The 25,545-nt window shown below is 63.6% G+C and carries 26 protein-coding genes; 14 read left to right on the top strand and 12 right to left on the bottom strand.

Features of this window, described 5'->3' with window-relative positions:
* The first annotated feature begins 14 nt into the window (after nucleotides 1-14).
* The 3 genes from ACQKOE_RS06210 (at nucleotide 15) to ACQKOE_RS06200 (ending at nucleotide 1,809) form a co-directional block, all read left to right on the top strand.
* Nucleotides 15-272 carry a hypothetical protein gene (locus ACQKOE_RS06210; RefSeq protein ID WP_427512011.1) on the top strand — a complete coding sequence of 86 codons (258 nt, stop codon included), beginning with the start codon at nucleotides 15-17 and terminating at the stop codon, nucleotides 270-272.
* 141 nt (nucleotides 273-413) lie between these two features.
* The gene (locus tag ACQKOE_RS06205; RefSeq protein ID WP_427512010.1) at nucleotides 414-1,010 is read left to right on the top strand and encodes a lysophospholipid acyltransferase family protein; all 597 of its coding nucleotides are present in this window, start codon (nucleotides 414-416) and stop codon (nucleotides 1,008-1,010) included.
* Nucleotides 1,000-1,809 (top strand): DUF1295 domain-containing protein, encoded by an 810-nt coding sequence (locus tag ACQKOE_RS06200; protein WP_427512009.1) that lies wholly within the window; start codon nucleotides 1,000-1,002, stop codon nucleotides 1,807-1,809. The genes ACQKOE_RS06205 and ACQKOE_RS06200 overlap by 11 nt, the downstream gene beginning before the upstream one ends.
* On the opposite strand, the gene ACQKOE_RS06195 is transcribed toward ACQKOE_RS06200, so the two are convergent.
* The gene (locus ACQKOE_RS06195; protein ID WP_427512008.1) at nucleotides 1,806-3,554 is read right to left on the bottom strand and encodes a bifunctional metallophosphatase/5'-nucleotidase; all 1,749 of its coding nucleotides are present in this window, start codon (nucleotides 3,552-3,554) and stop codon (nucleotides 1,806-1,808) included. The genes ACQKOE_RS06200 and ACQKOE_RS06195 overlap by 4 nt on opposite strands.
* A 120-nt stretch (nucleotides 3,555-3,674) precedes the next feature.
* Here ACQKOE_RS06195 and ACQKOE_RS06190 point away from each other — a divergent pair, with 120 nt between their 5' ends.
* Nucleotides 3,675-4,310 carry a TetR/AcrR family transcriptional regulator gene (locus ACQKOE_RS06190; protein WP_427512007.1) on the top strand — a complete coding sequence of 212 codons (636 nt, stop codon included), beginning with the start codon at nucleotides 3,675-3,677 and terminating at the stop codon, nucleotides 4,308-4,310.
* Between the two features lie 62 nt (nucleotides 4,311-4,372).
* The gene (locus ACQKOE_RS06185) at nucleotides 4,373-4,783 is read left to right on the top strand and encodes an acyl-CoA thioesterase (RefSeq protein WP_427512006.1); all 411 of its coding nucleotides are present in this window, start codon (nucleotides 4,373-4,375) and stop codon (nucleotides 4,781-4,783) included.
* 169 nt (nucleotides 4,784-4,952) lie between these two features.
* On the opposite strand, the gene gyrB is transcribed toward ACQKOE_RS06185, so the two are convergent.
* Entirely contained in the window at nucleotides 4,953-7,463 is a 2,511-nt protein-coding gene (gene gyrB / locus ACQKOE_RS06180; RefSeq protein WP_427512005.1) for a DNA topoisomerase (ATP-hydrolyzing) subunit B, read from the bottom strand.
* Between the two features lie 106 nt (nucleotides 7,464-7,569).
* Here gyrB and ACQKOE_RS06175 point away from each other — a divergent pair, with 106 nt between their 5' ends.
* Nucleotides 7,570-8,979 (top strand): M20/M25/M40 family metallo-hydrolase, encoded by a 1,410-nt coding sequence (locus tag ACQKOE_RS06175; protein WP_427512004.1) that lies wholly within the window; start codon nucleotides 7,570-7,572, stop codon nucleotides 8,977-8,979.
* An 84-nt stretch (nucleotides 8,980-9,063) separates the two neighbouring features.
* On the opposite strand, the gene ACQKOE_RS06170 is transcribed toward ACQKOE_RS06175, so the two are convergent.
* Nucleotides 9,064-9,234, bottom strand: coding sequence for a hypothetical protein (locus ACQKOE_RS06170; RefSeq protein ID WP_427512003.1), 171 nt, complete (start codon nucleotides 9,232-9,234; stop codon nucleotides 9,064-9,066).
* Between the two features lie 131 nt (nucleotides 9,235-9,365).
* On the opposite strand from ACQKOE_RS06170, the gene ACQKOE_RS06165 reads away from it, so the two are divergent.
* From ACQKOE_RS06165 to ACQKOE_RS06155, 3 genes are all read left to right on the top strand, one after another.
* Nucleotides 9,366-10,913 (top strand): class I adenylate-forming enzyme family protein, encoded by a 1,548-nt coding sequence (locus tag ACQKOE_RS06165; RefSeq protein ID WP_427512002.1) that lies wholly within the window; start codon nucleotides 9,366-9,368, stop codon nucleotides 10,911-10,913.
* A 114-nt stretch (nucleotides 10,914-11,027) separates the two neighbouring features.
* The gene (gene guaA / locus ACQKOE_RS06160; protein ID WP_374588990.1) at nucleotides 11,028-12,587 is read left to right on the top strand and encodes a glutamine-hydrolyzing GMP synthase; all 1,560 of its coding nucleotides are present in this window, start codon (nucleotides 11,028-11,030) and stop codon (nucleotides 12,585-12,587) included.
* A 71-nt stretch (nucleotides 12,588-12,658) separates the two neighbouring features.
* Nucleotides 12,659-13,309, top strand: coding sequence for a hypothetical protein (locus ACQKOE_RS06155; protein ID WP_427512001.1), 651 nt, complete (start codon nucleotides 12,659-12,661; stop codon nucleotides 13,307-13,309).
* Here the strand turns inward: ACQKOE_RS06155 and ACQKOE_RS06150 are convergent.
* From ACQKOE_RS06150 to ACQKOE_RS06120, 7 genes are all read right to left on the bottom strand, one after another.
* Complete coding sequence (locus ACQKOE_RS06150) at nucleotides 13,269-13,763, bottom strand: asparaginase domain-containing protein (protein ID WP_427512000.1); 495 nt, start codon at nucleotides 13,761-13,763, stop codon at nucleotides 13,269-13,271. The two genes, ACQKOE_RS06155 and ACQKOE_RS06150, sit on opposite strands and share 41 nt — an antisense overlap.
* Nucleotides 13,764-13,787: 24 nt before the next feature.
* The gene (locus ACQKOE_RS06145; RefSeq protein WP_427511999.1) at nucleotides 13,788-14,426 is read right to left on the bottom strand and encodes a TetR family transcriptional regulator; all 639 of its coding nucleotides are present in this window, start codon (nucleotides 14,424-14,426) and stop codon (nucleotides 13,788-13,790) included.
* The gene (locus ACQKOE_RS06140; protein WP_427511998.1) at nucleotides 14,426-15,676 is read right to left on the bottom strand and encodes a cytochrome P450; all 1,251 of its coding nucleotides are present in this window, start codon (nucleotides 15,674-15,676) and stop codon (nucleotides 14,426-14,428) included. The genes ACQKOE_RS06145 and ACQKOE_RS06140 overlap by 1 nt, the downstream gene beginning before the upstream one ends.
* Nucleotides 15,677-15,823: 147 nt before the next feature.
* Nucleotides 15,824-16,228 (bottom strand): hypothetical protein, encoded by a 405-nt coding sequence (locus tag ACQKOE_RS06135; RefSeq protein ID WP_427511997.1) that lies wholly within the window; start codon nucleotides 16,226-16,228, stop codon nucleotides 15,824-15,826.
* A 63-nt stretch (nucleotides 16,229-16,291) separates the two neighbouring features.
* On the bottom strand, nucleotides 16,292-17,710 hold the full coding sequence (gene tldD / locus ACQKOE_RS06130) for a metalloprotease TldD (protein WP_427511996.1): 1,419 nt from the start codon (nucleotides 17,708-17,710) through the stop codon (nucleotides 16,292-16,294).
* 19 nt (nucleotides 17,711-17,729) lie between these two features.
* Nucleotides 17,730-17,963, bottom strand: coding sequence for a zinc-finger domain-containing protein (locus ACQKOE_RS06125; RefSeq protein WP_374589686.1), 234 nt, complete (start codon nucleotides 17,961-17,963; stop codon nucleotides 17,730-17,732).
* Nucleotides 17,964-18,002: 39 nt separating this feature from the next.
* Nucleotides 18,003-18,596 (bottom strand): DUF4402 domain-containing protein, encoded by a 594-nt coding sequence (locus tag ACQKOE_RS06120; RefSeq protein WP_427511995.1) that lies wholly within the window; start codon nucleotides 18,594-18,596, stop codon nucleotides 18,003-18,005.
* Between the two features lie 126 nt (nucleotides 18,597-18,722).
* Here ACQKOE_RS06120 and ACQKOE_RS06115 point away from each other — a divergent pair, with 126 nt between their 5' ends.
* From ACQKOE_RS06115 to nadB, 3 genes are read left to right on the top strand one after another with little or no spacing between them, the layout of a single operon-like run.
* The gene (locus ACQKOE_RS06115) at nucleotides 18,723-19,664 is read left to right on the top strand and encodes an ABC transporter ATP-binding protein (protein ID WP_427511994.1); all 942 of its coding nucleotides are present in this window, start codon (nucleotides 18,723-18,725) and stop codon (nucleotides 19,662-19,664) included.
* A 51-nt stretch (nucleotides 19,665-19,715) separates the two neighbouring features.
* Nucleotides 19,716-20,108 (top strand): endonuclease domain-containing protein, encoded by a 393-nt coding sequence (locus ACQKOE_RS06110; protein ID WP_427511993.1) that lies wholly within the window; start codon nucleotides 19,716-19,718, stop codon nucleotides 20,106-20,108.
* The gene (gene nadB / locus ACQKOE_RS06105; RefSeq protein WP_427511992.1) at nucleotides 20,108-21,682 is read left to right on the top strand and encodes an L-aspartate oxidase; all 1,575 of its coding nucleotides are present in this window, start codon (nucleotides 20,108-20,110) and stop codon (nucleotides 21,680-21,682) included. The genes ACQKOE_RS06110 and nadB overlap by 1 nt, the downstream gene beginning before the upstream one ends.
* Nucleotides 21,683-21,751: 69 nt before the next feature.
* Here the strand turns inward: nadB and ACQKOE_RS06100 are convergent, their stop codons facing one another.
* Together ACQKOE_RS06100 and ACQKOE_RS06095 are read right to left on the bottom strand one after the other, a co-directional pair.
* Nucleotides 21,752-21,964, bottom strand: a complete 213-nt coding sequence (locus ACQKOE_RS06100; RefSeq protein ID WP_427511991.1) for a hypothetical protein — start codon at nucleotides 21,962-21,964, stop codon at nucleotides 21,752-21,754.
* A 160-nt stretch (nucleotides 21,965-22,124) separates the two neighbouring features.
* Complete coding sequence (locus ACQKOE_RS06095; RefSeq protein ID WP_427511990.1) at nucleotides 22,125-22,385, bottom strand: GlsB/YeaQ/YmgE family stress response membrane protein; 261 nt, start codon at nucleotides 22,383-22,385, stop codon at nucleotides 22,125-22,127.
* A 602-nt stretch (nucleotides 22,386-22,987) separates the two neighbouring features.
* Between ACQKOE_RS06095 and ACQKOE_RS06090 the strand changes: the two genes are divergently transcribed.
* A complete protein-coding gene (locus ACQKOE_RS06090) occupies nucleotides 22,988-25,015 on the top strand; it encodes a ribonucleoside-diphosphate reductase subunit alpha (RefSeq protein ID WP_427511989.1) in 2,028 nt (675 codons plus the stop codon).
* Between the two features lie 138 nt (nucleotides 25,016-25,153).
* Complete coding sequence (locus tag ACQKOE_RS06085; RefSeq protein ID WP_427511988.1) at nucleotides 25,154-25,543, top strand: PepSY domain-containing protein; 390 nt, start codon at nucleotides 25,154-25,156, stop codon at nucleotides 25,541-25,543.
* Nucleotides 25,544-25,545 lie beyond the last annotated feature (2 nt).

Below are 25,545 nucleotides of genomic sequence, written 5' to 3'. Positions count from 1 at the left end.
GTCACCCTCCGACAGTGAGCGACACGCTACTCCAGATCCTGCAATGGTACGGCGCAGCAGCCAGCGTGATCGCGGCGGCGCTGGTCGCGCTTGATCTGGGCCGACGCGTGACCGGATGGGCCTTCGTCCTGTTCGTCACGGCCTCCATCGCCTTGATCCTCTGGGGATTTGGCCAGCGCGATGCCGAAGGGATCGGCGTGCAGAACGTCATCATGCTCGGGATCAATCTGCTCGGCGTCTATCGCTACCTGATCCGCAAACGCGCGCCCTGAACAAGTCCCGGCGCCCATTCCCGATTGGCCAGCTTTTCAGCTATTGAAAATTCAGGCTATGAAGGGGTTCGGCTGATGCCAAAAGGCACGCCGACAAGGGGAGAACGGGGAATGCTGGGAACAGGTCGGTCGCCTTCCCTGATGTCGCGTCTGGTGCGCTGGATCATCCTGCTGATTTACCGGGCCAAGGGCTGGAAGCTGGAAGGTGCTTTGCCCGATGCGCGCAAGTTCGTGATCGCTGGCGCGCCGCACACGTCCAACTGGGACTTCGTGTTCTTTACCGGCGCGACCCATGAAATGGGGATCAAGCCCAGCTTCATGGGCAAGCACACGCTGTTCCGCTGGCCGATGAAGCGCTTCATGGAAGACATGGGGGGCATCCCGGTCGACCGGCGCAGCCGTGCCAACTATGTCGAGCAGGTCGCCGCCGAATTCGCGCGGCGCGACGAACTGGCCCTGGTTGTCGCCGCCGAAGGTTCGCGCACCACGGATGGAACCTGGAAGTCCGGCTTCTACCACATTGCCCAGGCGGCGGGCGTGCCGATTGTCCCGACCTGGGTGTGCAACGCGACCATGCGGCTGGGCTTTGGCCCGGCGCTGTGGCCCAGTGGGGACTACGCCGCCGACCTGGCCAAGATCGCGGCCTACTTGCGCTCGGTCCTGCCGGACGAGAGCCGCTTCAAGGCGCTGGAGGCCCAGGCCGCCGCATTGCTGAAGGACCGTAAACATGCTGCTTGATGCCTTGCTGCTGAATGCCGCCATCCTGCTTGCCGCCGTCCTGGCGCTGTGGGCCATTTCGGTACGGATCAACGACGTGTCGTTCATCGATTCCTTCTGGGGCGCGGGCATGGCGATGCTCGCCGTGGTCAGCTGGCTTCAGCTGGGGCCGGGCGCGGGACCGCTGACGACGCTGATCATGGCGATGACCGCCGCCTTGGGCTTTCGCCTGGGCATCTATCTGCTGCGGCGCTGGCGGCGCGAGGGCGAGGACCAGCGCTATGCCCGCATCCTCAAAAAGGACCGGGAGGCAGGGCGCTTTGCCTTTGCCGCGCTGACCAAGATCTGGCTGGGCCAGGCGGTCCTGCTGTTCCTGGTTTCCAGCCCGGCGCAAGTGGGCATCCTCGCCAGCAACGCGGGATCGGGTCCGCTACCGCCTGTGGCTCTGGCCGGACTGGCCCTTTACCTGCTGGGCGTGTTTTTTGAATGGACGGGGGACTGGCAGCTTGCCCGGTTTAAGGCCGATCCGGCGAATGAGGGCAAGATCCTTGATACCGGCCTCTGGCGCTATACCCGCCATCCCAACTACTTCGGCGATTGCGCCGCCTGGTGGGGCATCTGGCTGTGCTGTGCGGGGGTCGGCTGGAACTATGCGCTCTATACCCTGCCGGGGCCGCTGTTCCTGACCTTTACCCTGACCAAGTGGTCGGGCGCGGCGCTGCTGGAAGCAGGGATGAAGAAGAAGCGCGGAGACAAGTACGCCGACTATATCGCGCGCACCTCCCCCTTCATTCCCTGGCCGCCCAAGCGCGCCGCCTAGGGCGCTTCTCGGACCCGTTCCTCGCTTGGTACGGCGCGCGGCGTGGTGCCTTTCAGCCAGGCCTCCAGCGCTTCAAGGTCGCTTACCCCGATCTGCGCGGTACGCTGCGCGGTAAAGATTGTGAAGGCATCGCCGCCTTGGGCGAGGAACGAATTGGTCGTGACGCGGACCATGCCGTTCGGATCGACCGGCTGGCCGTTCAGCATCATCGACACGATCCGCTGCCCCACGGGCCGCGACTTGTCGACCACATAGCTGAACCCAGCCGAGGGGATCAGCGCCTGTTCCGGACCGTTCGCGTCAAAGCCCTGCTCCAGCACGGCCTTCAGTTCCGCGCCCGTCATGCTCTGCGTGACCAGCGTGTTGTTGAACGGCTGGACGGCATAGATGTCGCCAAAGGTCAGCGCCCCGCCTGTACCCGGCGTTAGCGGCGCACGCACGCCGAACGGGTTCATGAAGGCGATCTGCGCCCCGGCGCTGCGGGTCGCTGCCAATTGCGCATCGGCAATCAGCATGGCCAAGTTGCGGGCCGAAGCCGGTGCGGCCAGCAGGCCAGCGCTGCGCGAAGAGAACGCCTTGGCCGCATCGGTATAGGTCTTCACATAGGCGGCAACATCGGCGCGCGGGGCAAAGACCGGGATCACGGCCGAATTGCTCACCGCGCCGCGCCCGCCGGTATAGGGCAGTGACTGCACCGCAACCTGGCGCGCGCGCTTGGCGACGACGCGGCCTGCCTTGGGATCGATTTCCAACGTGATGTCGGTCAACATCATCCCGCTCTTTTCCGCGCTGGTCAGCAGGAACGGCTTGCCCGGATTGAGCTGGCCGTATTCGCAAATGTAAGAGCGATGGGTGTGGCCTGAAACGACCACGTCGACCAACGGGTCGAGCCGGTCCAGGATCGGGCGGATCTCTCCGGTAAAGCCGGCGCAAGTGTCCGGCAGGCCGCCCTCGCCCTGCTGTCCGCCCTGGTGGATCAGGACGACGATGGCATCGACGCCTTCCCGTTTCAGTTCCGACACCAGCGCGTTGATCGAGTCCGCTTCGTCCTCAAAGCGCAGGCCCTTGATCCCGCCGGGCGAGACGAGGCTGGGGGTCTCCTTCAGTGTCAGGCCGATTACACCGACTTCCACCTTGCGCGCGCCCGATCCAAAGGTGCGGATCATGTAGGGGGGGAACAGGGTCTTGCCGCTTTCGGTGACCGTGCTGGCCGAAAGGAAGCGGAACTGCGCGCCCTTGAACGGCTCAACTGCGCAGGGCTGGCGCGGCGTATGCTGGGCGCAGCCGCCATTCTGCATCCGCAGCAGCTCTTCCCGGCCGCGATCGAATTCGTGATTGCCGACCGCGTTGAAATCCAGCCCTATCCGGTTCGCCACGCCAATCGCCGGCTCGTCGAGATAGATCGACGAGGCGAGCTGCGAGGCACTGATCAGGTCGCCCGCCGATACGGTCAGGCTGTGGGCATATCGGGCGCGGGTGGCGTCGATTGCAGAGGCGAGGAAGGCGCCGCCGCCAGCCGGAACCTGTACCGTGCCGCCCTTTCCGTCCGCCACCGTCAGCGAAAGGCGCGGCGGTTCCAGCGCGCCGTGGAAGTCATTGATTGCCAGAATGCCGACCGTCACCAGCCCTTCCGCATGGGCAGCAGACTGGACCCCGCCCGTCTGTGCACAGGCGGCGAGCAGCGGCAGCAGCGCGAGAGTGGCAAGTCGGGCGAATCGTGCAGGGCGAAGCGGCTCGTGAATCATGGCCGACACCTAGCCGATGGGCAGGGCGCTGCAAGTGGGGCGTATTATTATGACAATACGGTTTCTTGAAAAAATCGGCATTGCATTTATATGGGCGGCAATAACGATTGGGAGTGTCATATGGCCCGGCCGCAGACCGATCTCGATGCTGGACGCGAGCGTCTGGTGGACCTGGCGATTGCCCTGATCGAAGAGCGTGGCAGCAGCGCCATGACCATTGCCGAAATCGCTGCCCGCGCGAACATGTCTCCGGCCAGTCTCTATCGCTATTTCGACAGCAAGGAGGCCTTGATCGAGGCCGTGGCGGAGCGCTGGTTCCAGCCCAAGGTGGACATCATGGAAGAGGTGGTAAGCAGCGACTTGCCGCCACGCCGCAAGATGTTCGAATTCTTCGCCCGCCGCTTCGCCCTGATGAAGGCCGAGTGGGAGGCCGATCCGGTTGCCTTCTCTACCTATATCGAGATCGGGCGTGAGAATTTCGATCTGATCCGGTCCTACGTGGACCTGGGCGATCATTACCTGGCCGAGATCATTGGCGAGGCCATGGCAGATGGATATTTCGCAGGCCTGTCGGTCGACGAAGCGCTCAGCCTGATCAACCAGATGGTCAGCGTCTATGCGAACATCAGCGCGATGGAACAGGTCATGCACCGCCTCACCACGGACAAGCTGGCGCGCATCATCGATGCCGTGTTCGATGGACTTTCCGCGACAGACCGGGGCGCCAAGGCGGTCAGCGGCCTCAGAGCAGCTTAGAAATAAGGCGGACTGGCTCGCGGCACTGGCGTAAGTGACTGCGAATCATTACTAACACAAGTGTGAACAAGCCTGTCCCGCACCACTTCCCGATTCCTGTCGATCCTGCCGACATTGATTTCATGGGCCACGTCAACAACGCCTCGTACCTGAAATGGGTGCAGGAAGCGGTGATCGACCATTGGCGCAGCCTGGCTCCGGCGGAAGCCGTCGCCGCGCACCTGTGGGTCGCCCTGAAGCACGAGATTACCTATCGCCGCCCGACCTTCCTGGGCGACGAGGTGATTGCCAAGGTCCTGCTGGAAAAGGTCCAGGGCGCGCGGGCCTTTTATGAAACGGTGATCCTGCGCGGCGAGGAAGTCCTGGCCGAGGTCAAGTCCAGCTGGTGCTGCATCGACGCCGAAACCCTGCGCCCCGCACGACTGGCGCGCGAGGTGGTGGCCCGATTCTTTCCGGAAACGGTTCAGGCCTAACCGCTCCACTCCCCCGTTCGTCCTGAGGAAGCGCCGAAGCTGCAAGCTGAGGGGCTGTCTCGAAGGAGAGCATGCAAATGCAGTGGTTCGAGACGGGCCTTCGATCTGCGATCTCAGGCCCTCCTCACCACGAACGGCCTGAGGGGCACTCCACTTCTGCCAATCGGGATCAAACGTCCAGGTTAGCCACGTTCAGCGCATTTTCCTGGATGAAGTCGCGGCGCGGTTCGACCACGTCGCCCATCAGGCGGGTGAAGATTTCGTCCGTCACGTCGGCGTCTTCCACCTTGACCTGAAGCAGCGAGCGGACTTCCGGGTCCAGCGTGGTTTCCCACAGCTGCTCCGCGTTCATTTCGCCCAGTCCCTTGTAGCGCTGGATCGACAGGCCCTTGCGGCCTGCGGCCAGAACGGCCTCAAGCAGCGCGGTCGGGCCGCCAATCGCACCGTCGGCGGAAAGGCGGACGGGCGCGGCTTCGACCTCTGCATCGTCTGCAGAACCTTCGGTTTCCACCGGCTCTTCGACGGCGGCGGAGGCGCGGACCAGGCGCGCGCTGCCGGCATAGGCATCGGCCTGTTCAGCGGCGAGGCGGGCCAACTTGCGCGCTTCGGCGCTGGTCAGGAACCCGGCTTCGATCCGGCGCACGTCGGTCACGCCGCGCCACACGCGGTCAAACCGGATCGTGGCGTCTTCCTCGATCATCACGCTCCAGCGTGCTTCGGGATCGCTCAGACCCAAGCGCTGGGCGGCAACTTGCAGTGCGGCGAGAAGATCGTCGTGGCTGAGCCCGCTTTCCAGCGCCCCGGCCAGGGCCATCGCCTCGACCACGGCGGGGTCATAGCGGCGGGGAACGAAGCCCATCAGCGAGCGCATCCGCATCGCGTGTTCGACCAGTGCTTCGAGATCCTGCCCGCTGCGCGCGCCGCTGGCGGTTTCCAGCACGCGGCCCGCCAGACCGGCTTCGACCAGGTAACGGTCCAGCGCGGCATTGTCCTTGAGGTAGACTTCGCTGCGGCCCTTGCTCACCTTGTAAAGCGGCGGCTGGGCAATGAAGAGGTGCCCGGCCTTGACGATTTCCGGCATCTGGCGGTGGAAGAAGGTGAGCAGCAGGGTGCGGATATGCGCGCCGTCGACGTCGGCGTCGGTCATGATCACGATCTTGTGATAGCGCAGCTTGTCCAGGTTGAACTCGTCGCGCAGGCCGGTGCCCATTGCCTGGATCAGCGTGCCGACTTCCTTGGACGAGATGATCCGGTCAAACCGGGCGCGTTCCACGTTCAGGATCTTGCCGCGCAGGGGCAGGATCGCCTGGGTGGTGCGATCGCGGCCCTGCTTGGCCGAGCCGCCTGCGGAATCGCCCTCGACCAGGAACAGTTCGCACTTGCTGGGATCGCGCTCCTGGCAATCGGCCAGCTTGCCCGGCAGGCTGGCAATGTCCATCGCGCCCTTGCGGCGGGTCAGTTCGCGAGCGCGGCGCGCGGCTTCGCGGGCAGCGGCAGCGTCGATGATCTTGCCGACCACGGCCTTGGCATTGGCGGGATTCTCTTCCAGCCATTCGGTCATCTTGTCCGCCATCAGGCTTTCCAGCGGCTGACGCACTTCGGACGAGACCAGCTTGTCCTTGGTCTGCGACGAGAACTTGGGATCAGGCAGCTTGACCGAGACGATGGCGGTCAGCCCTTCGCGCATGTCCTCGCCCGTCAGGTTGACCTTTTCCTTTTTCAGCAGGCCGGACTTTTCGGCATAGCTGTTGAGCGTGCGGGTCAGCGCCGCGCGGAAGGCCGCCAGGTGCGTACCGCCATCGCGCTGCGGGATGTTGTTGGTGAAGCACAGGACGTTTTCGTAGTAGGAATCGTTCCATTCCAGCGCCACGTCGATGCCGATCCCGTCGCGTTCGGAACTGATCGCGATCGGATCGGGCAGCAGGGCCTGCTTGTTGCGGTCCAGCCACTTCACGAAAGCCGCGATGCCGCCTTCGTAGTAGAGGTCGTGTTCCTTGATCTCCTCGCCCCGCTTGTCGCGCAGCAGGATCCGCACGCCGGAATTGAGGAAGGCCAGCTCGCGGTAGCGGTGCTCAAGCTTGTCGAAATCGAATTCGGTGACGTTCTTGAACGTGTCGGTGCTGGCCAGGAAGGTCACGCGGGTGCCCTTCTTGCCTTCCGGTGCCGGTCCGACCACGCGCAGCGATTCGACCGCGTCACCGTGGGCGAACTTCATCCAGTGTTCCTGCCCATCGCGCCAGATGGTCAGCTCCAGCCATTCCGACAGGGCGTTGACCACCGAGACGCCGACCCCGTGCAGGCCGCCCGAAACCTTGTAGGCATTGTCGTCCGAGGTGTTTTCGAACTTACCCCCGGCGTGCAGCTGGGTCATGATTACTTCGGCGGCGGAAACGCCTTCTTCCGGGTGAATTCCGGTGGGAATCCCGCGCCCGTTGTCCTCCACCGAGACCGAGCCATCGGCGTTGAGTTCGATCAGCACCAGGTCGCAATGACCCGCAAGTGCCTCGTCAATCGCGTTGTCGGACACTTCGAACACCATGTGGTGCAGGCCCGAACCGTCGTCGGTATCGCCGATGTACATGCCGGGGCGTTTGCGCACGGCGTCCAGTCCCTTGAGGACCTTGATCGATTCCGCGCCATAGGCGTTCTGGTTGGGCTGGTTTTCAGGTGTTTCGGACATGGCCAGCATATAGGCACACGGGCGCGTTTTCGGAACCCTTTTCGCCCCCTTCCATCCACAGGGAATTCCTGCTTCATTGGGGCCGACAAGTCAGGGAGTCCCATCTATGAAAATGCTTGCCAGCCTGGCGCTGGGCGTGTCGCTTATCGCCAGCGCCGCTGTCGCCCAAACCGCCGCGCCCCGCGCCGACCAGACCGAATTCCGCGCGCTTTACAAGGAACTCGTTGAAACCAATACCACCCTTTCCGCCGGCAGCTGCACCCTGGCGGCAGAGCGCATGGCCGCGCGGCTGAAGGCGGCAGGCGTGCCGGACAGCCAGCTGACCCTGTTCGCCGTGCCGGAATTCCCGAAGGAAGGCGGCCTGGTCGTGGTCTATCCGGGCACGTCTAAGTCGCTCAAGCCGATGTTGCTGCTGGCCCACCTCGACGTGGTGGAAGCAAAGCGTTCGGACTGGGTCCGCGATCCGTTCACCCTGATCGAGGAGGACGGTTACCTCTATGCGCGCGGCACGGTGGACGACAAGGCGCAAGCCGCGATCTACACCGATACGCTGATCCGCTTTGCCAAGGCTGGCTACAAGCCCAAGCGGACGATCAAGCTGGCGCTGACCTGCGGCGAGGAAACCAGCGGCGCCTTCAACGGCGCGGAATGGCTGGCCAAGAACAAGCGCGAGCTGATCGACGCCGAATTCGCCCTCAACGAAGGGGGCGGTGGCCGCTCCGACGGCAAGGGCAACCTGCTGGTCCAGTCGATCCAGGTCGGCGAAAAGGCCTACCAGGACTTTACCCTGACCGCCACGAACCCCGGCGGCCATTCATCGCAGCCGGTCCGCGAGAACGCGATCTATGCGATGGCCGACGCCGTGGCCAAGATCCGCGACTATGAATTCCCGCTGGAATTCAACGACACGACCAAGGCTTTCTTCGCCAAGGCCGGAGCCATGCGCAAGGATGAAACCGGCAAGGCCATGGCCGCGCTTTCGGCCAATCCGGCGGACGGCGCCGCCGAAGCCGTGGTGAACAAGGACAAGATGCTGCACTCCATGCTGCGCACCACTTGCGTCGCCACGCTGATCGACGGTGGCCATGCCCTGAATGCCCTGCCGCAGAACGTGACGGCCAATATCAACTGCCGCATGTTCCCCGGCCGCACGGCTGAGGAGACCCGCGCGGCCCTGGCCAAGGCCATCGGCAATCCCGGCGTGAAGATCGAGGAGCGGGTGAAGGACAAGCCGATTGCCAAGGCTCCGCCGCTTGACCCCAAGATCGTCGGCCCGATGGAAAAGCTGGCAGCAAAGCACTTCCCCGGCATCCCGGTCATTCCGTCGATGTCCACGGGCGCGACCGACGCGGTCTATCTGGGTGCAACCGGCATCCCGACCTATGGCGTGCCCGGTCCCTGGACCGATCCCGACGGCAACGGCACCCACGGCCTGAACGAACGGATCGAGATCCGCTCGCTTTATGCCGGACGCGATTACCTCTACGATCTGGTGAAGGTGCTCAGCAGCAAGTAAGCCGGCTGCTGGACACAGAAAGGGCCGCGAAGCAAGCGCTTCGCGGCCCTTTGCTGCTTTGGGAGTGTGCCGACCCGGTCCAGCTCAGGCGAGCGTGGCGGTGAACATCAGGCCGCTGAAAGAAGCGGCTGCGATGATCGGCAGCACGACGGATGCGATGCTGCGCATGGGATTTCCTCCTGTTGCATTGGCGAACTCAGTTCGCACTTGCAACATAAGCAAACTGGTAGAGATTACCAGTGCAAACAGGGTCACACCCGTTGCAGAATATGCAACTCTGGCAATTTCCTTATCGATGGACGGTTCCGCACCAGCCCGGACTGGACAGGAAGAACCAGTTGCGCAAAGCAACGGGAAACGAATCCATAAATCGAGAGGTATGACCGATGGCCAGCGATCCCGCAGTGCAACTTGATGCCGAATTCGGCTCTTTCCCGGGGCTGATCCAGGCCTGGGGCGAGTTTCGCGGGGATGCACCGGCCCTCTATGACGGTACGACCGAGCTGTCCTGGCGCGAGACTGCCGCCCTGGTTGAGCGGATTGCCGCGCGGCTCCAGGCCGATGGGCTGGAGCGCGGCCAGGCCGTGGCGATCCTGGGCACCTCGACGGTCGAATATGCGCTGGTCTTCCTGGCCGCGATCCGCGCAGGGGGCTGCGCTGCACCGCTGACCACCAGCGCCAGCCCGGAACAGCTGGCCGGCATGGCAGCCGATTCGGGCGCGATCCACCTGTTCATCGACCGGGCGAAGCTAAACGAACTGGGCGATTTCACGCTGCCGATTGCCAGCCAGATCGTGCTGGACGAAGAACTCTACACCTTCATGGCCCCGGAAGGGACCAAGGCCGCGCCGTTCGAACCGGCCGAGAACGACCCGTTCAACATCATCTATTCTTCCGGCACGACCGGCATTCCCAAGGGGATCGTCCATAGCCACGGGATGCGCTGGCGGCAGATGACGTTCCGCGCCTCGCTCAATTACGGCAAGGACAGCCGCACCCTGACCTCGACCCCGCTCTATTCGAACACCACCATGGCCGTGTTCCTGCCGACGATGTATTCGGGCGGCTGCGCTTCGATCATGGGCAAGTTCGACACCGAAAAGTGGCTGCAACGCGCGCAGGATGAGCGGATCACCCACACCATGCTGGTCCCGGTCCAGTACCGCCGCCTGATGCAGTTCGACCGGTTCGACGACTTCGACCTGTCGGCCATGAAGATGAAGTACTGCACCAGCGCGCCCTTCCCGGCAGACCTCAAGGGCGAAGTGCTGAAGCGGATGCCCGGCGGCCTGATCGAAATCTATGGCATGACCGAGGGCGGCGTCGCCTGCATCTTCCCGGTCCATGAACACCCTGACAAGCTGCACACCGTGGGCAAGCCGGCGCCCGGCCACTTCCTGAAAGTGATCGACGAGAACGGCAACGAAGTACCACCGGGCGTGGCGGGCGAGCTGATCGGCAAGTCCTCCACCATGATGCTGGGTTACAAGAACCAGCCGGAAAAGACCCGCGAAGGCTATTGGATCGACCCGGAGGACGGCTCGACCTGGCAGCGCATGGGCGACGTTGGCCGCGTAGACGCCGATGGCTTCGTCGAACTGGTCGGGCGGACCAAGGACGTGATCATTTCCGGCGGGTTCAACATCTTCCCGATCGACCTGGAGGCGGAACTGCTCAAGGACGAACGCGTCGCCGAAGCCGCCGTGGTTGGCGTGCCCAGCGAATCCTGGGGCGAAACCCCGGTCGGCTTCGTGGTGCTGAAACCGGACGTGGGCGAAGACGCGCTGGAGGACATCCGCTCCGTGGCCAACAGCCGCCTGGGCAAGACCCAGCGCGTCGCCGAACTCTACGCCATCGACGAGATGCCGCGCAGCCACATCGGCAAGCTGCTCAAGACCGAACTGCGCGAACGGGTTCCGGCCAAGGCGCGGTAGGGCGCGCACTGGCGTTTCGTCATTGCGAAGCAATCCGGGGCAGACCTTAACCGCCTTGGATTGCTTCGTCGCTGCGCCCTTGCCAGCCTGCGCGCGCGTCTTTATCGGCCAGCCATGACCATTCAGCCCTCAGACTCGATCCTCATTGTCGATTTCGGCAGCCAGGTAACCCAGTTGATCGCGCGCCGCGTGCGCGAAGCCGGGGTCTATTCCGAGATTGCGCCCTTCACCCAGGCCGAAGCCGCCTTTGCCCGGATCAAGCCCAAGGGCATCATCCTGTCGGGCGGTCCCGCATCGGTGCTGGATGAAAACGGCCCGCGCATTCCCGCCGCGATCCTGGACAGCGGCCTGCCGATGCTGGGCATCTGCTATGGCCAGCAGGCCCTGATGCATCAACTGGGCGGCGAAGTGCTGCAAGGGGACAGCGGCGAATTCGGCCGCGCCTTTATCGAGATTTCGGATCGCTGCGTCCTGTTCGATGGCCTCTGGGCCGAAGGCGAAAAGCACCAGGTGTGGATGAGCCACGGCGACAAGGTGACCGCGCTCGCCCCCGGCTTCCGCCCGGTCGCGGCCAGCCCCGGCGCGCCCTATGCCGTGATCGCGAACGATGAAAAGCGCATCTATGCGATGCAGTTCCACCCCGAAGTGGTCCACACCCCCGATGGCGGCAAGCTGCTGAAGAACTTCGTCCGCCATGTCTGCGGCCTGGCCGGGGACTGGACCATGGCCGAGTTCCGCAAGACCAAGATCGAAGAAATCCGCGCCCAGGTCGGCACGGGCAAGGTGATCTGCGGCCTGTCCGGCGGGGTCGACAGCGCGGTTGCCGCCGTGCTGATCCACGAAGCCATCGGCGACCAGCTGACCTGCGTGTTCGTCGACCACGGCCTGATGCGCCTGGGCGAGGCGGAGCAGGTCGTTTCGCTGTTCAAGGGCCACTACAACATCCCGCTGGTCCACAAGGACGTGTCGGCCCTGTTCCTGAACGGGCTGGCCGGGGTCACCGATCCCGAGGCCAAGCGCAAGTTCATCGGCAAAACCTTCATCGACGTATTCGAGGAAGAGGCCAAGCAGGTCGGCGGGGCGGACTTCCTGGCCCAGGGCACGCTTTATCCGGACGTCATCGAATCGGTTTCCTTCACCGGCGGGCCGTCGGTGACGATCAAGAGCCACCACAACGTCGGCGGCCTGCCGGAACGCATGAACATGCAGCTGGTCGAACCCTTGCGCGAACTGTTCAAGGACGAAGTGCGCGAACTGGGCCGCGAACTGGGCCTGCCCGAAGTTTTCGTCGGCCGCCATCCGTTCCCCGGGCCGGGCCTGGCGATCCGCATCCCCGGCGAGGTCACGCGCGAGCGCTGCGATATCCTGCGCAAGGCGGACGCGATCTACCTTGAGGAAATCCGCAACGCCGGCCTCTACGACGCGATCTGGCAGGCCTTTGCCGTGCTGCTTCCCGTCAAGACCGTGGGCGTGATGGGTGACGGACGCACCTATGACAGCGTCTGCGCCCTGCGTGCGGTGACCAGCACCGACGGCATGACCGCCGACATCTACCCCTTCGACGCCGCCTTCCTCTCGCGCGTCGCCACGCGGATCATCAACGAGGTCAAGGGCATCAACCGCGTGGTCTATGACTACACGTCCAAGCCGCCCGGCACGATCGAGTGGGAGTAAACCGGAACAAGCGGATATCCGGGGGACATCCGCCCGGTTTACTCGGCGACGCAAGGAGCCGATGAGCGGAAATGCAGAGTCAGAAGCTCTCGCCTGAAGAGCAAATTCGCATTCTGGGCGAGCATGTAATACGCGCTCGCATGCATTATGATGTTTGGTGGTTTTTGGAGGGTGAAGAAACGCGACCGCTCATCCTAGAAACTCTAAACAATTATCCGGAATTCTTTCTCCTCGATAGCAGCGCACATTTCAGCAGCATGGTTATCCGGTGCGCGTTGATCTGGGACAGTTCGAGCAGTGGAATATCGTTGTGGGATCTAGCGAATGACCGAAGAGTAATGGACAAGTCCCGATTCCCGGAAGATCGTAAATTCATTGATCAGCTGACCACTATCAGGAAACGGGCTCAGGGCTTATTAACTCTCCGAAACCAATCCGTCGCACATGTTAATATATTCGAAAAGCGAAGGGATATTTTCCAGCGAGCAAAAGTCATCCCCCACACCATTCCAGTTTTGCTTGAAGAATGGCGGGCCGTCATTAATTCACTTGGCCAAAAGATTAACCCTGACTTACCTGAGTTCGTGTTTCGAGAATATGCGCTGAACCAGTTCAAGCATCTCATTCATAATATTGGCGGACCCGATTTAACAGATATCGGTTCGGACCTCTTCCCAGAGATCAAATCGCCACGAACTTCCCCGCCGCGCGGTCTTTCCTGACTTTCAGCCCGTCGAACACCTGGCCGCTCATGGCGATCCATACGCCCGGCGCGGCGACCTGGGCGGTGGCGAAGGCCATGCCCAGGTTGAAGGGCGCGTCGGTTTCGGCAAAGCGCGCGGGGCTGAGCGCGCCGGTCAGGACGATGGTCTTGCCCGGAACCTCGGCCGCCAGCACTTTCGCCGTCTCGGTCATTGTGTCGGTACCGTGGGTCACGACGATCTGCGTTTCCGGTGCTTCGCGCGCCGCGCTGGCAATCAGGGCGCGGTCCGCGTCGGTCAGTTCCAGGCTGTCCTTGCGCATCAGTTCGACCACCCGGATCGGCAGGGCAACGCGCGCCTCTGCCAAGAGCGCGGGAATGCCGCTGTCCACGATCTGGTATTCGGACAGGGCGTCAAAATAGTTCTTGTCGATCGTGCCGCCAGTGGTGAGCACGAGGATGGGCTTCTGGTTCATAGCCCGCGCATAGCCGAGCCGGCATCAGGCTGCCAGCGCTTCGGCCTCTATCGCAGTGATCGCGCGGTGCAGCCGCTGAGCGGCCGCGGGGTCGAGCCGATCCTCGAACAGGGTCAGGTGCCGCAGCAGCGTGCGGCGCACGGCCCCGGTGCCGGAAGCGGTCGGTTCACCCAGTTCGCGGTAGTGGTCCAGGCCATAGCGCAGGATGATCGTGGCATTGATCGCCAGGTCGCGCAGGCGTTCCAGTCGCCAATCCAGCAGCCCCGCACCGACCAGAGCAGCCAGGTGCTGCTCGATCTGGGCATAGGTCCGCTCGATCCAGTCAGGCGCGCGCGCCGCGACCGGCTGCCCATGCTCGCCGTATGATCGCTGGTCGCGGTAGAGGAAGCGGAAGTGCCGGAATTCCAGCATCACCGCGTTGAGCAGCCGAGCATAGCTGCCAACCGGATCGCTGCCCGGTTCCAACGCCAGCCGCCCCTCGATGCTCTGGGCGAACCGCTCCCCCAGCGCATCCAGCAGGTCGCGCCGAGTCTTGAAGTGATACCACAGGTTGCCCTCTGCCATCCCGCAGGCCGCAGCCAGGGCCGCAGTCGTCACCGCGCCATACCCCTGTTCGTTGAACAGGGCGCGCGCGGTTTCGACGATCCGGTCCCGGGTCTTCATCAGGTGTGCGACAGCTCGACCATGACCTTCTTGTAGCCATGGACGAAGCAGGTGGCGACCCGCTCCGGTTCTTCGATCACATTGGCGCGCAGGCGGCGCTTGCCCATTTCCTCCAGCAGCGTGGTCAGCTGCAATTCGGCAACGCGCGCGCCGACGCAGCGGTGGATGCCATAACCGAACGAGAGATGGCGGCGGGCATTTTCGCGGTCCACGATCACCTTGTCGGCGTCCTTGAACACGCTCTCATCGCGGTTGGCGGAAATGTACCACAGGACAACCTTGTCGCCCTTTTTCATCTGCGCGCCTTCGATCTCGGTATCTTCCATCACCGTGCGGCGCATGTGGGCCAAGGGCGTCTGCCAGCGGATCAGTTCCTGCACCGCGTTGGGAATTAGGGAGGGGTCCGCCTCCAGCTTGGCGCGCTGATCGGGGAACTGGCTCAGGCCCCAGGCAAAGGCCGACATCGAATTGCGGGTGGTATCGTTGCCGCCGACGATCAGCAGGATCAGGTTGCCGATGAATTCTTCCTGGCTCATGTGGTTCATCGCATCGGACCGCAGCATGACCGAGATCAGGTCCTTGCCCGGATTGGCTGACTTGCGCTGCCACAGTTCGCCAAAAGCCGCGCCCATTTCGAACAGGGCGGCGTTGCGCAGGGCCCTGTCCTCGGGCGTCTTCATCAGTTCGACATTGCCGCCCATATCGGACCAATAGGTCAGCTTGTGCCGTTCCTCCCACGGGAAGTCGAACAGCTTGGCCAGCATCCCGGTGGTCAGTTCGATCGAGACCTTGTCCACCCAGTTGAAGGGCTGGCCGATAGGCAGGGAGTCGAGCACTTCCGCCGTGCGCGCCTGAACCTCTGCCTTCATTTCGGCAACTTCGCTGGGGCCAAAGCTGGGCGCGATGGTGCGGCGCTGGGCAGTGTGGTCCGGCGGGTCCATCGCAATGAACATCGGCGTGCGCAGCTCATTCTCCTCCGCCTCTCCGACCGAGCCGGGAATGGAGATTCCGCCATATTCCCAGCTGGACGAGAACAGCTTGGGCAGCGCCTCGATATGGACGATGGGCTTGTAGGTCGAGACGGACCAATAGGGACCAAAGGCGCTGTCCGGGACATACTGGATCGGCGCCTCGGCCCGCAGCTGGCGAAATGGCACCTGCCAGTCCTCGCCCTCGTACCATTCGGCGCGGCTGACATCGATCGGAGCAATCGGCGAAGCAGTACGTTCAAGCGCGGCAGTGCTGGCCATGGCATTCTCTCCCGTTCGGGCGTTTTGACTCGCCCTGTTTAGGGTGAACACCCTAGAGCAGGCAGGGACGGAGTCAATCGCCCGCGCAACGCAGCAAAAAGCCGCCCGGATCGCTCCGGACGGCCTGCTGTTTCAAGGGTCGGGTGTTCAATTCGCCGCTTTGGCCACTTTCCTGTACGGAACGAATTCACCCAGACTGATGAACCCGCTGGGGAAATGGCTGCCGCGATCAATCGTGCGAACGATGTCCAGATCGCACAGCTGACTGCCGTTGCTGCGGATCACCTGGATCTCGTCGTCGTCCAGTTCGGCAACGTTCCTGGGAATGTTGACCCAGATGGTATTGCCCCGGCCATAGACGATCGCCGTTTTGTCCAGAACCTGCATTTCGCGTGCTTCGAAATTCGGGATGCAATGGACCGGCTTCCCGGCAACGCGGCCAGCCAGCAATTTGTCCAGCTGCTGCTGCGGCGTAAGCTTGGGCTTGGCTTGAAGCGTCGGCGCGGCCAGCAAGGCGGCACCGGTGGCGATTGCAATAGCGATCTTGCGCATGGTCATGATCCTTGACTCCGCTTGTGCCAGATTACCCGATCCACCTGAACCGCGGCTGAAAGATTAGGCCGTTCCGCCCACGGTCAGCCCTTCGACCAGCAGGGTCGGCTGGCCAACGCCTGCCGGAACCGATTGCCCGCCCTTGCCGCAAACGCCCACGCCTTCGTCCAGCGCCATATCGTTGCCGATGCCGGTCACCCGGGTCAGGACCGAAGGACCGTCGCCGATCAGCGTCGCGCCCTTGATCGGCGCACCCAGCTTGCCGTTTTCGACCTTGTAAGCCTCGGTGCAGGAGAACACGAACTTGCCCGAGACGATATCGACCTGCCCGCCGCCAAAGCTCTTGGCGAAGATCCCGTTCTTGATCCGCGACAGCAGTTCCGCCGGATCGTCGTTCCCTGCTTTCATGAAAGTATTGGTCATGCGCGGCATGGGGGCATGGTCATAGCTTTCGCGCCGCCCGTTGCCGGTGGCCGCAACGCCCATCAGCCGCGCGTTGAGCCGATCCTGCATATAGCCTTTCAGGATGCCATCCTCGATCAGCACGGTTTCCTGGGTCGGCGTGCCTTCATCGTCGATGGACAGCGAACCGCGCCGCGCGGCAATGCTGCCGTCGTCGACCACGGTGACGCCCGGAGCGCCAACCCGCTCGCCAATCCGGCCCGAGAAGGCCGAGGTGCCCTTGCGGTTGAAGTCACCTTCCAGGCCGTGCCCGACCGCTTCGTGCAGCAGCACGCCGGGCCAGCCGGGGCCGAGCAGGACGGTCATTTCCCCAGCCGGGGCGGGCACGCTTTCCAGATTGACCAGCGCCTGGGCCAAGGCCGTATCGATCGCGCGGTTCCAGGTATCGGGCTGGAACAGGTCATCATAGAGCCGCCGTCCCCCCATGCCGAACGAGCCGGTTTCGCGCCGCCCGTTCTGCTCGGCGACGATGGACACGTTGAGGCGCACGAGCGGGCGGATATCCCCGGCGACAAAGCCATCGGCGCGGACGATTTCGACCACCGACCAGCTCGCGGCAAGGCTGGCCGAAACCTGCACCACGCGGGGATCGCGGGCGCGGGCGGCGGCGTCGATCATTTCCAGCAGCTTGACCTTGTCGGCAAAGGCCACGGCGTCGAGCGGCGAAGCGTCGGTATAGAGGTGGCGGTTGTTACGGCGCGGCGGCGGCGCGGGCTGGCCCTTGGCCGGGTCGAGCAGCTGCAAGGTCTGTCCGGCGCGGCGGATCGCCTCTTCGCTGATCTCGTTGGCGTGGGCAAAGCCGGTCATCTCGCCCGAAACGCCGCGCAGGCCGAACCCGGCATCGCGCGAGTAATCTGCGGTTTTCAGGCGGCCATCGTCAAAGGCGAAAGTCTCGCTGGCGATGAACTGCATGTACAGCTCGCCATCGTCGCAGCGCGACAGGGCTTCAGCCGTCAGCGCCTGGGCGCGGGCCGGATCGAGTTGGCGATAAAGCAGCGAACGGGGATCGGTCGGGGTCATGCCCACCGATATAGGACGTTCAGATGCTGGCGCCAGAGGCGATGTCGGGAAGCTTGCCCTGATCGGCGCCGTCAGCCGGACCGCCCTTGAGCACGAAGCGCTTGTCGCAATAGCCGCAATCGACATAGCCGTGCTCGTCGATTTCCAGATAGACGCGCGGGTGGCCCAGCGCCGCGCCGCCCCGGATTCCGGTGGCGCCATCGCAGGAAACGCGGGTGGTGGTGACGGTGACGGTTTCGGGCGGGTTGATCATGGAATGCGCCCCTAGCAAAGCGCGCGCCCTATTTCCAGCCTACTGGTACTGCACCGTGACCGGAAAAGTGCCGGTATATTGCCCGGGCCTCTGCCCAGCCGCCACGTTGAGCCGTCCGCCCAGCCGGAAAGTGAAGATGCCGCTGTTCGACGTGATCTGATAGCGCGGCGCTCCGCCGGCCCCGTTGCCGTTTCCGCCGCCGCCCAGGAAGATGAGGTCCGGCGAGGCGCCCAACGTGATCGTATCGGCAACCATGGTCGATCCGGCCGGACCGGTCAGGCTGACAGTGCCGGGGATCTGGATTCGCACGGTAAGGCGCCGCGCGCCCTGTCCGGCAAACTGGCCAAAGCCGCAGCCCCCGGCGGACCTAACCCCGCCACTCGCCGAGCAGGCTCCGGTGTTGGCATCGACGGTAATGGTCCCGGCGCTGGCACTGGCGGCGATGCGTCCGAATTGCAGGTCCTGGACCTTGACCAGCCCCAGAGGCTCGACAATCACGGCCTGTGCGGTGCCGGTCGCCGTCTGGGCTGCTGCCGGTCCTGCGCCCAGGCCGGGACTTGCCAATGCCACGGCCACGCCCAGGCAGCACCATGCCGCGCCAGCACGCGTAAAGGACAAGGAACCCCGGTTCATACCACCAACCCTGACTGCTTTCGGTGAAATTACCTTGCAGCAGCATGGTTAAATTGACGTTACGAAGGATCGGAACATCGCGAATCCACCTTTACGGGTGGATTGGCCAGCCGCTAAGCGGTGCGCATGGAAACTCCCGCAATCCGCATCCGCGACCTGCAAAAGGTCTATGCCCCGGCTGGTTCGGCTCCGGCCAAGCACGCGCTGAAGGGCGTCAGCTTCGACGTGCCGCAAGGGCAGATCTTCGGCCTGCTGGGTCCGAACGGCGCGGGCAAGTCCACGCTCATCAACATCCTTGCCGGGCTGGTGATGAAGACCGGCGGCACGGCGGACATCTGGGGCTTTGACATCGACTCCGACAGCCGCAATGCCAAGCGATCGATCGGGATCGTCCCGCAGGAAGTGGTGTTCGACCCCTTCTTCACCCCGTTCGAAGTGCTGGAGAACCAGGCAGGCCTCTACGGCGTGCCCAAGGCGGCGCGGCGCAGCATGGAATTGCTGGGTCAGGTCCACCTGGCCGACAAGCACAATGCCTATGCCCGGACCCTGTCGGGCGGGATGAAGCGCCGCCTGCTGATCGCCAAGGCGCTGGTCCACATGCCGCCGGTGATCGTGCTGGACGAGCCTACCGCCGGGGTCGACGTGGAACTGCGCCGCCAGCTGTGGGACCTTGTCAGCGAACTCAACGCCGGGGGCGTCACCGTGGTCCTGACCACGCACTACCTCGAAGAGGCCGAGGAACTGTGCGACCGGATCGCGATCATCAACCACGGCCAGCTGATCGCCAACAAGCCGACCCGCGAACTGATCGCCATGGGCCGGGAAAAGGTCGTGGTCGTCACGCTCGACCAGGAAATCGGCCAGTGCCCCGAACACCCCGCCTTCCACAAGTGCGAGAAAGTGGGCGAGCACACGCTGGAGATCACCTACGACATGGACCGCACCAACGCAGGCGAAGTCCTGTCGCTGGTCCAGGCCATGGGCCTGAACATCGTCGACGTCACTACGCGCGAGGCGGATCTTGAGGACGTGTTCGTCAGCCTGACCAGCTCGGCCCAGGCGGCGTGATATCTTCGGACAATCCCCCTCCCGCTTGCGGGAGGGGTTAGGGGTGGGCCAATGGAGGGCACCGGCAAATTCCGCGTTCGCAACACCGCTAGAGCACGCGAACTACGCCATGCCGCCACGCCTGCAGAGCGCCTTCTGTGGACCTATCTGGCCAGATCGCAACTGGGCGCTAAATTCAGCCGGCAGATGCCGGTGGAGGCTTTCTTTGCGGACTTCCTTTGCCGGGAAAGAAAGTTGATTATCGAGCTTGATGGACATTCGCACGATGTCCAACCCGAGCGGGACATCTATCGGGATCGCATACTGGAAGAAGCGGGGTACCGAGTGCTGCACTTTACAAATTCCGAAGTGCTGGGGAACGTGGAAGGGGTGATCTTGTCCATACAGCTTGCGCTCCAGGAACCGCCCACCCCCAACCCCTCCCGCAAGCGGGAGGGGAGCTGATGACCTACGACGTGATCATCGTCGGCTCCGGGGCGGCTGGCCTGACTGCGGCGCTGGCTCTCGCGGACCGGCTGAAAGTGCTGGTCCTGGCCAAGGGCGAACTGACCGGCGGATCGACGGCCTGGGCGCAGGGCGGGATTGCCGCCGTGCTGGACGTTGGCGACACGTTCGAGAACCATATCCATGATACCATGGTTGCCGGCGCCGGCCTCAACCGGCGCGAAACGGTGGAGTTCGTGATCGAGCGCGCGCCTCATGCGATCCAGCGGCTGGTCGAACTGGGCGTGCCTTTCAACACCGACGGCGAGCGGCTGCACCTGACGCGTGAGGGCGGGCATTCGCACCGCCGCATCGTTCACGTGGCCGATGCCACCGGCTGGGCGGTCCAGTCGGCCTTGCTCAAGGCGGCGGAGGACCACCCCAACGTCACCCTGCTGCCGAACCGCGCCTGCATCGACCTGATCACGGGCCGTCATGAAGAGCGCTATTCCGGATCTGGCCGGGTCTGGGGCGTCTATGCCCTGAACGAAGTAACCGGCACGGTCGAAGCTCACACCGCCCGCGCGACCATTCTGGCCACCGGCGGCGCGGGGCGCGTTTACCAGTTCAGCACGGCTCCGCGCGGCGCGACCGGGGACGGCATCGCCATGGCCTGGCGCGCAGGAGCGCGGGTCGGCAACATGGAAATGATGCAGTTCCACCCGACCTGCCTCTACAATCTCGACGTCAAGAACTTCCTGATTACCGAAGCGGTCCGGGGCGAAGGCGGGCGCTTGCTCAACCCGCGCACCGGGCACCGCTATATGCCGGACTATGACAGCCGCGAGGAACTGGCCCCGCGAGACATCGTGGCCCGCGCCAACGATAGCGAGATCAAGCGCGACGGTCTGGACTACGTTCACCTCGACATCAGCCACCAGCCGCCCGAATTCGTTCGCGAGCATTTCCCGAACATCTACGAAAAGCTGCTGGGCCTGGGCATCGACATGACCCGCCAGCCGATCCCGGTCGTGCCAGCACAGCACTATACCTGCGGCGGCGTGCTGATCGACCTGGCCGGGCGGACCGACCTGCCGGGGCTCTATGCGGCGGGCGAATGCACCGAAAGCGGCCTGCACGGCGCGAACCGCCTCGCCTCCAACTCCCTGCTCGAATGCTTCGTGTTCGGCGAGGCCGCGGCGGCGGACATTCTGGAGCGGTGGGATAGCTTCGATGCGCCGCCGCCAGTCCGCGCCTGGGACGAAAGCCGCGTCACCGATTCCGACGAAGAAGTGATCATCAAGCAGAACTGGACCGAAATCCGCCGGTTCATGTGGAACTATGTCGGGATCGTGCGCACGACCAAGCGGCTGGAACGCGCCGCGCACCGGATCAAGCTGCTGAGCGAGGAAGTGGAGGACTATTACGGCCACTTCCGCGTCTCGACCGACCTGATCGAACTGCGCAACCTGCTGCAATGCGCCGACCTGATCGTGCGGTCGGCGCTTGCCCGCAAGGAGAGCCGGGGCCTGCACTTCACGCTGGACTATCCGGAACTGCTGGACGAAGCGCGCGATACGGTGCTGGTGCCCTAGGCAGGTGCAAGAAAGGCCGCTTCCCGGAAGAAGCGGCCTTGCTGTTGCCGGGGTGAACCGGCGGGCAGTTTACTGGCGTTCGCGCTGCGAACCTCCACCCTGCTGCTTGTCCTTCTGCATGCCGCCGCCCTGCTGGTTGCCGGACTGGCCGCCCTGCTGCTGCTGATTGGAACCACCCTGGCCACCCTTGTCGCCCTGGTTGTTCTGGTTGTTCTGCGAACCGCCCTGTTGGGCCTGGCGTTCACGTTCGTTCTGATTCTGGTTCTGGTTTTGATTAGCCATGTTCAAACTCCTCTGCGTCAGCCCGCTGCGTGGCGGACACAGGGACAACCCCACTGCTACAGGCAGAGTTCCGCAGTTTCGACCGGTTGAGGCTGATGTAGGACGAGGGCAGACCGGGGCTAACCCAGGCTATGACCTACGCGCTGCGGCGGGTTGGTGCTTAGAAACCCCAGCCCAGCATGCGGCCGATCCAGATCAGCAGCATGGCACCCAGGATGGAGCCCAGGCATCCCGCGCGGCTGAACCCTTCGCGCACGCCTTCACCCGTGCTCCAGCTGCTGAACAGGCCGACGACAAGCGCGCCGCCCACCCCCAGCAGGCTGGTCATGAACCAGCCCATCTCGACCGCGCCGGGGTAGAACCAGCGGGCAAAGGCACCGACCACAAGCCCGGATATGAGAGCGCCGATCAGGTTGAACATGGCAGGTCAGACTCCGCTGGTTACGGGTTCGAGATAAGGGCTTTCCCTGGCCCTGCAAGGGCTTCGCCAATTGCGCTGCGGCGGGCAATTTGCGCAACAAGATTTCCGCGTCCGATTCTATCCTTGTCAACGTTCCAGACCGTCGTTTGCACGGACAAATTTTTTTGCAATTCCGCTTTTGACTCTTGCACTGCAAGCGAGTGGCGGATTTCCCGCGCGTCGCTGCACCGCGCGATGTCCACACCTTCATTACTATCCCCAGCCGGGTAGTTAGTATCGGATTTACCCTCTTGCGCCCGAATCTGGTTCGGGCACTATAGATAGTGGTCCGATGTCTGGGGGGACCTACTAGACCTAGTTTCATTACTTAGCGCGCGATTCCGCGCAGCGGGGGCTGATTCCGGGTTTGGGCAGGACTTCAGACAGGAAAACCGGGGACGAAACGAGAGCAGGTTTTTCTCGTTTTGTTCTCCTCGTTCGGATAGGATCGGCAGGCGCCGCCCGATTCGAACGAAATGGAATATCAGGGCGGGGCAATTCCCCCGCAGCGACAGGATTGACGGGGGCGACACGTGGATTTCAGGAACGGAGACGAGCCGAGCATGGCCGAAGTTGAAGCAGCGCTGGCAGAAGGCACCCCTTCGGGCGAGGCAATGGCCAAGTCGGCTCCGGCCGCAAGCAAGGAGGCGGGGAACACCCCGGCACTGGGTATGACCGAGAAGAGCGATGCCGGCAGCGAAGCGCTGGTGGAAAAGCTGGGTGTCGAGGCCATGGCCGGAGCTCTGGCGGCAGCCACTGCCAAGCCTGCCGACGACAGCAAGGCGATCCACGAACGCCGCTTTGCCATCGAAGTCGATCACGCCCGCGATGCCCTGCTGACCGATTTCGGCAAGGAAACGCTGGACGACCGCTACCTCCTGCCCGGTGAGCGCTATCAGGACCTGTTCGCCCGCGTCGCCGCTGCCTATGCGGATGACCAGGACCACGCCCAGCGCCTCTATGACTACATCAGCCGCCTGTGGTTCATGCCCGCCACTCCGGTGCTGTCGAACGGCGGGACCAATCGCGGCCTGCCGATCTCGTGCTATCTCAACTCGGTGTCCGACAGCCTGGAAGGCATCGTCAACACCTGGAACGAGAACGTCTGGCTCGCCTCGCGCGGCGGCGGCATCGGCACCTATTGGGGCAATGTGCGCGGGATTGGCGAACCGGTCGGCCTGAACGGCAAGACCAGCGGGATCATTCCCTTCGTCCGCGTGATGGACAGCCTGACCCTGGCGATTTCGCAAGGCTCGCTGCGGCGCGGTTCGGCAGCGTGCTATCTCGATGTCAGCCACCCGGAGATTGAGGAGTTCCTCGAAATCCGCAAGCCGTCGGGCGACTTCAACCGCAAGGCGCTGAACCTGCACCACGGCGTGCTGCTGACCGACGAATTCATGGAAGCCGTGCGCGATGGCACCGAATTCCATCTGCGCAGCCCCAAGGACGGCTCGGTCCGTGCGACGGTCGACGCGCGCAGCCTGTTCCAGAAGCTGGTGGAAACCCGCCTGGCAACCGGTGAGCCCTACATCGTCTTCTCGGATACGGTGAACCGCATGATGCCCAAGCATCACCGCGATCTGGGCCTGAAGGTTTCGACTTCGAATCTCTGCTCGGAAATCACCCTGCCGACCGGCGTCGACCACCTCGGCAACGATCGCACCGCCGTGTGCTGCCTGTCCTCGCTCAACCTGGAAACCTGGGAAGAGTGGAACAAGGACGAGCGCTTCGTCGAAGACGTGCTGCGCTTCCTCGACAACGTCCTGCAGGACTACATCGACCGGGCGCCCGCCGAAATGGACCGCGCCAAGTATTCGGCCATGCGCGAACGCTCGGTCGGCATGGGCGTGATGGGCTTCCACTCGTACCTGCAGAAGAAGGGCATCGCCTTTGAAAGCGCGATGGCCAAGGCGCTGAACCTCAAGATGTTCAAGCATATCGCGGCCAAGGCGGACGAAGCCAGCCTGCTGCTCGCGCAGGAACGGGGCGCCTGCCCGGACGCTGCCGACATGGGCGTGATGCAGCGCTTCAGTTGCAAGATGGCGATCGCGCCGACCGCGTCGATCAGCATCATCTGCGGCGGCACCAGCGCGTGCATCGAACCGATCCCGGCCAACATCTATACCCACAAGACCCTGTCGGGCAGCTTCGTGGTCGAGAACCCCTATCTCAAGGCGCTGCTTGCGTCGAAGAGCAAGGATTCCACGGCCGTGTGGAACTCGATCCTGGAACAGGGCGGTTCGGTCCAGCACCTCGATTTCCTCTCGCCCGAGGAAAAGGCCGTCTACAAGACCAGCTTCGAAATCGACCAGCGCTGGCTGCTCGAATTCGCGGCGGACCGTACGCCCTATATCGACCAGGCCCAGTCGCTGAACCTCTATATCCCGGCTGACGTGGACAAGTGGGACCTGATGATGCTGCACTTCCAGGCCTGGGAGCGCGGAATCAAGAGCCTGTACTATCTGCGCTCGAAGTCGGTCCAGCGCGCCGGGTTCGCCGGCGGCGTGGAAGCGGACAACACCGCTGATGCGCCCAAGTACGAACTGGCCGCGCAGCAGACCGACTACGAGGAATGCCTGGCCTGCCAGTAATGGCGGCCGGGCCCTCCCGGGGGCAATCGGCAGTGATTGTAGATCACCTTACAAATTGCGACCAATTGCGGCTTGAACTGCGGGGGGCTTCCTGCTTGTTGCGAATCGTTCGCAACGCTTTTCAGGAGAATTCCCCCCATGCGCAAATGGCACCGCTGGCTGTCGGTCACCTTCGGCGTGGTCCTGCTGTGGATCGCAGTGACCGGCATGCTGAGCCAGGTGGTCCCCTTGGTGATCGAAGCGGGTCAGTCCAGCGCGCCAGCCGCAGCTGCACCGGCAAAACCCGCCTTCATCTGCCCGCCGGACTATACCTGCCGGCCCAAGCCGCAGCCGGGCGATCCGCGCGCCCTGATCGGCCTGCTGCATCACCTGCATTCGGGCGAAAGCTTCGGTCCGGTCGGCGTAGCGCTGTTCACCCTGGCGGGCTTTGCCATGGTGTTCTTCGCCTTTTCCGGGATGTGGCTCTATGTCCAGATGTGGCAGAACCGCAAGGAACGCAGCCTGAAACCCGGCTGGTTCTGGAAGTAGCG

Source organism: Novosphingobium sp. NPDC080210 (assembly GCF_050281025.1).
Lineage (GTDB): Bacteria > Pseudomonadota > Alphaproteobacteria > Sphingomonadales > Sphingomonadaceae > Novosphingobium.
The sequence above is the reverse complement of the archived record's forward strand: the minus strand, read 5'-3'. Positions and strand labels throughout refer to the sequence as shown.

Coding starts and splice junctions, on each gene's coding strand:
- ACQKOE_RS06205 (WP_427512010.1), top strand. CDS start 414: ATGTCGCGTCTGGTGCGCTGGATCATCCTGCTGATTTACCGGGCCAAG.
- ACQKOE_RS06195 (WP_427512008.1), bottom strand. CDS start 3,554: ATGATTCACGAGCCGCTTCGCCCTGCACGATTCGCCCGACTTGCCACT.
- ACQKOE_RS06100 (WP_427511991.1), bottom strand. CDS start 21,964: ATGGCTAATCAAAACCAGAACCAGAATCAGAACGAACGTGAACGCCAG.
- nadB (WP_427511992.1), top strand. CDS start 20,108: ATGACCTACGACGTGATCATCGTCGGCTCCGGGGCGGCTGGCCTGACT.
- ACQKOE_RS06155 (WP_427512001.1), top strand. CDS start 12,659: ATGCAGAGTCAGAAGCTCTCGCCTGAAGAGCAAATTCGCATTCTGGGC.
- ACQKOE_RS06140 (WP_427511998.1), bottom strand. CDS start 15,676: ATGGCCAGCACTGCCGCGCTTGAACGTACTGCTTCGCCGATTGCTCCG.
- ACQKOE_RS06085 (WP_427511988.1), top strand. CDS start 25,154: ATGCGCAAATGGCACCGCTGGCTGTCGGTCACCTTCGGCGTGGTCCTG.
- tldD (WP_427511996.1), bottom strand. CDS start 17,710: ATGACCCCGACCGATCCCCGTTCGCTGCTTTATCGCCAACTCGATCCG.
- ACQKOE_RS06115 (WP_427511994.1), top strand. CDS start 18,723: ATGGAAACTCCCGCAATCCGCATCCGCGACCTGCAAAAGGTCTATGCC.
- ACQKOE_RS06135 (WP_427511997.1), bottom strand. CDS start 16,228: ATGCGCAAGATCGCTATTGCAATCGCCACCGGTGCCGCCTTGCTGGCC.
- ACQKOE_RS06110 (WP_427511993.1), top strand. CDS start 19,716: ATGGAGGGCACCGGCAAATTCCGCGTTCGCAACACCGCTAGAGCACGC.
- guaA (WP_374588990.1), top strand. CDS start 11,028: ATGACCATTCAGCCCTCAGACTCGATCCTCATTGTCGATTTCGGCAGC.
- ACQKOE_RS06165 (WP_427512002.1), top strand. CDS start 9,366: ATGGCCAGCGATCCCGCAGTGCAACTTGATGCCGAATTCGGCTCTTTC.
- ACQKOE_RS06150 (WP_427512000.1), bottom strand. CDS start 13,763: ATGAACCAGAAGCCCATCCTCGTGCTCACCACTGGCGGCACGATCGAC.
- ACQKOE_RS06200 (WP_427512009.1), top strand. CDS start 1,000: ATGCTGCTTGATGCCTTGCTGCTGAATGCCGCCATCCTGCTTGCCGCC.
- ACQKOE_RS06125 (WP_374589686.1), bottom strand. CDS start 17,963: ATGATCAACCCGCCCGAAACCGTCACCGTCACCACCACCCGCGTTTCC.
- ACQKOE_RS06175 (WP_427512004.1), top strand. CDS start 7,570: ATGAAAATGCTTGCCAGCCTGGCGCTGGGCGTGTCGCTTATCGCCAGC.
- ACQKOE_RS06120 (WP_427511995.1), bottom strand. CDS start 18,596: ATGAACCGGGGTTCCTTGTCCTTTACGCGTGCTGGCGCGGCATGGTGC.
- ACQKOE_RS06145 (WP_427511999.1), bottom strand. CDS start 14,426: ATGAAGACCCGGGACCGGATCGTCGAAACCGCGCGCGCCCTGTTCAAC.
- ACQKOE_RS06190 (WP_427512007.1), top strand. CDS start 3,675: ATGGCCCGGCCGCAGACCGATCTCGATGCTGGACGCGAGCGTCTGGTG.
- gyrB (WP_427512005.1), bottom strand. CDS start 7,463: ATGTCCGAAACACCTGAAAACCAGCCCAACCAGAACGCCTATGGCGCG.
- ACQKOE_RS06095 (WP_427511990.1), bottom strand. CDS start 22,385: ATGTTCAACCTGATCGGCGCTCTCATATCCGGGCTTGTGGTCGGTGCC.
- ACQKOE_RS06090 (WP_427511989.1), top strand. CDS start 22,988: ATGGCCGAAGTTGAAGCAGCGCTGGCAGAAGGCACCCCTTCGGGCGAG.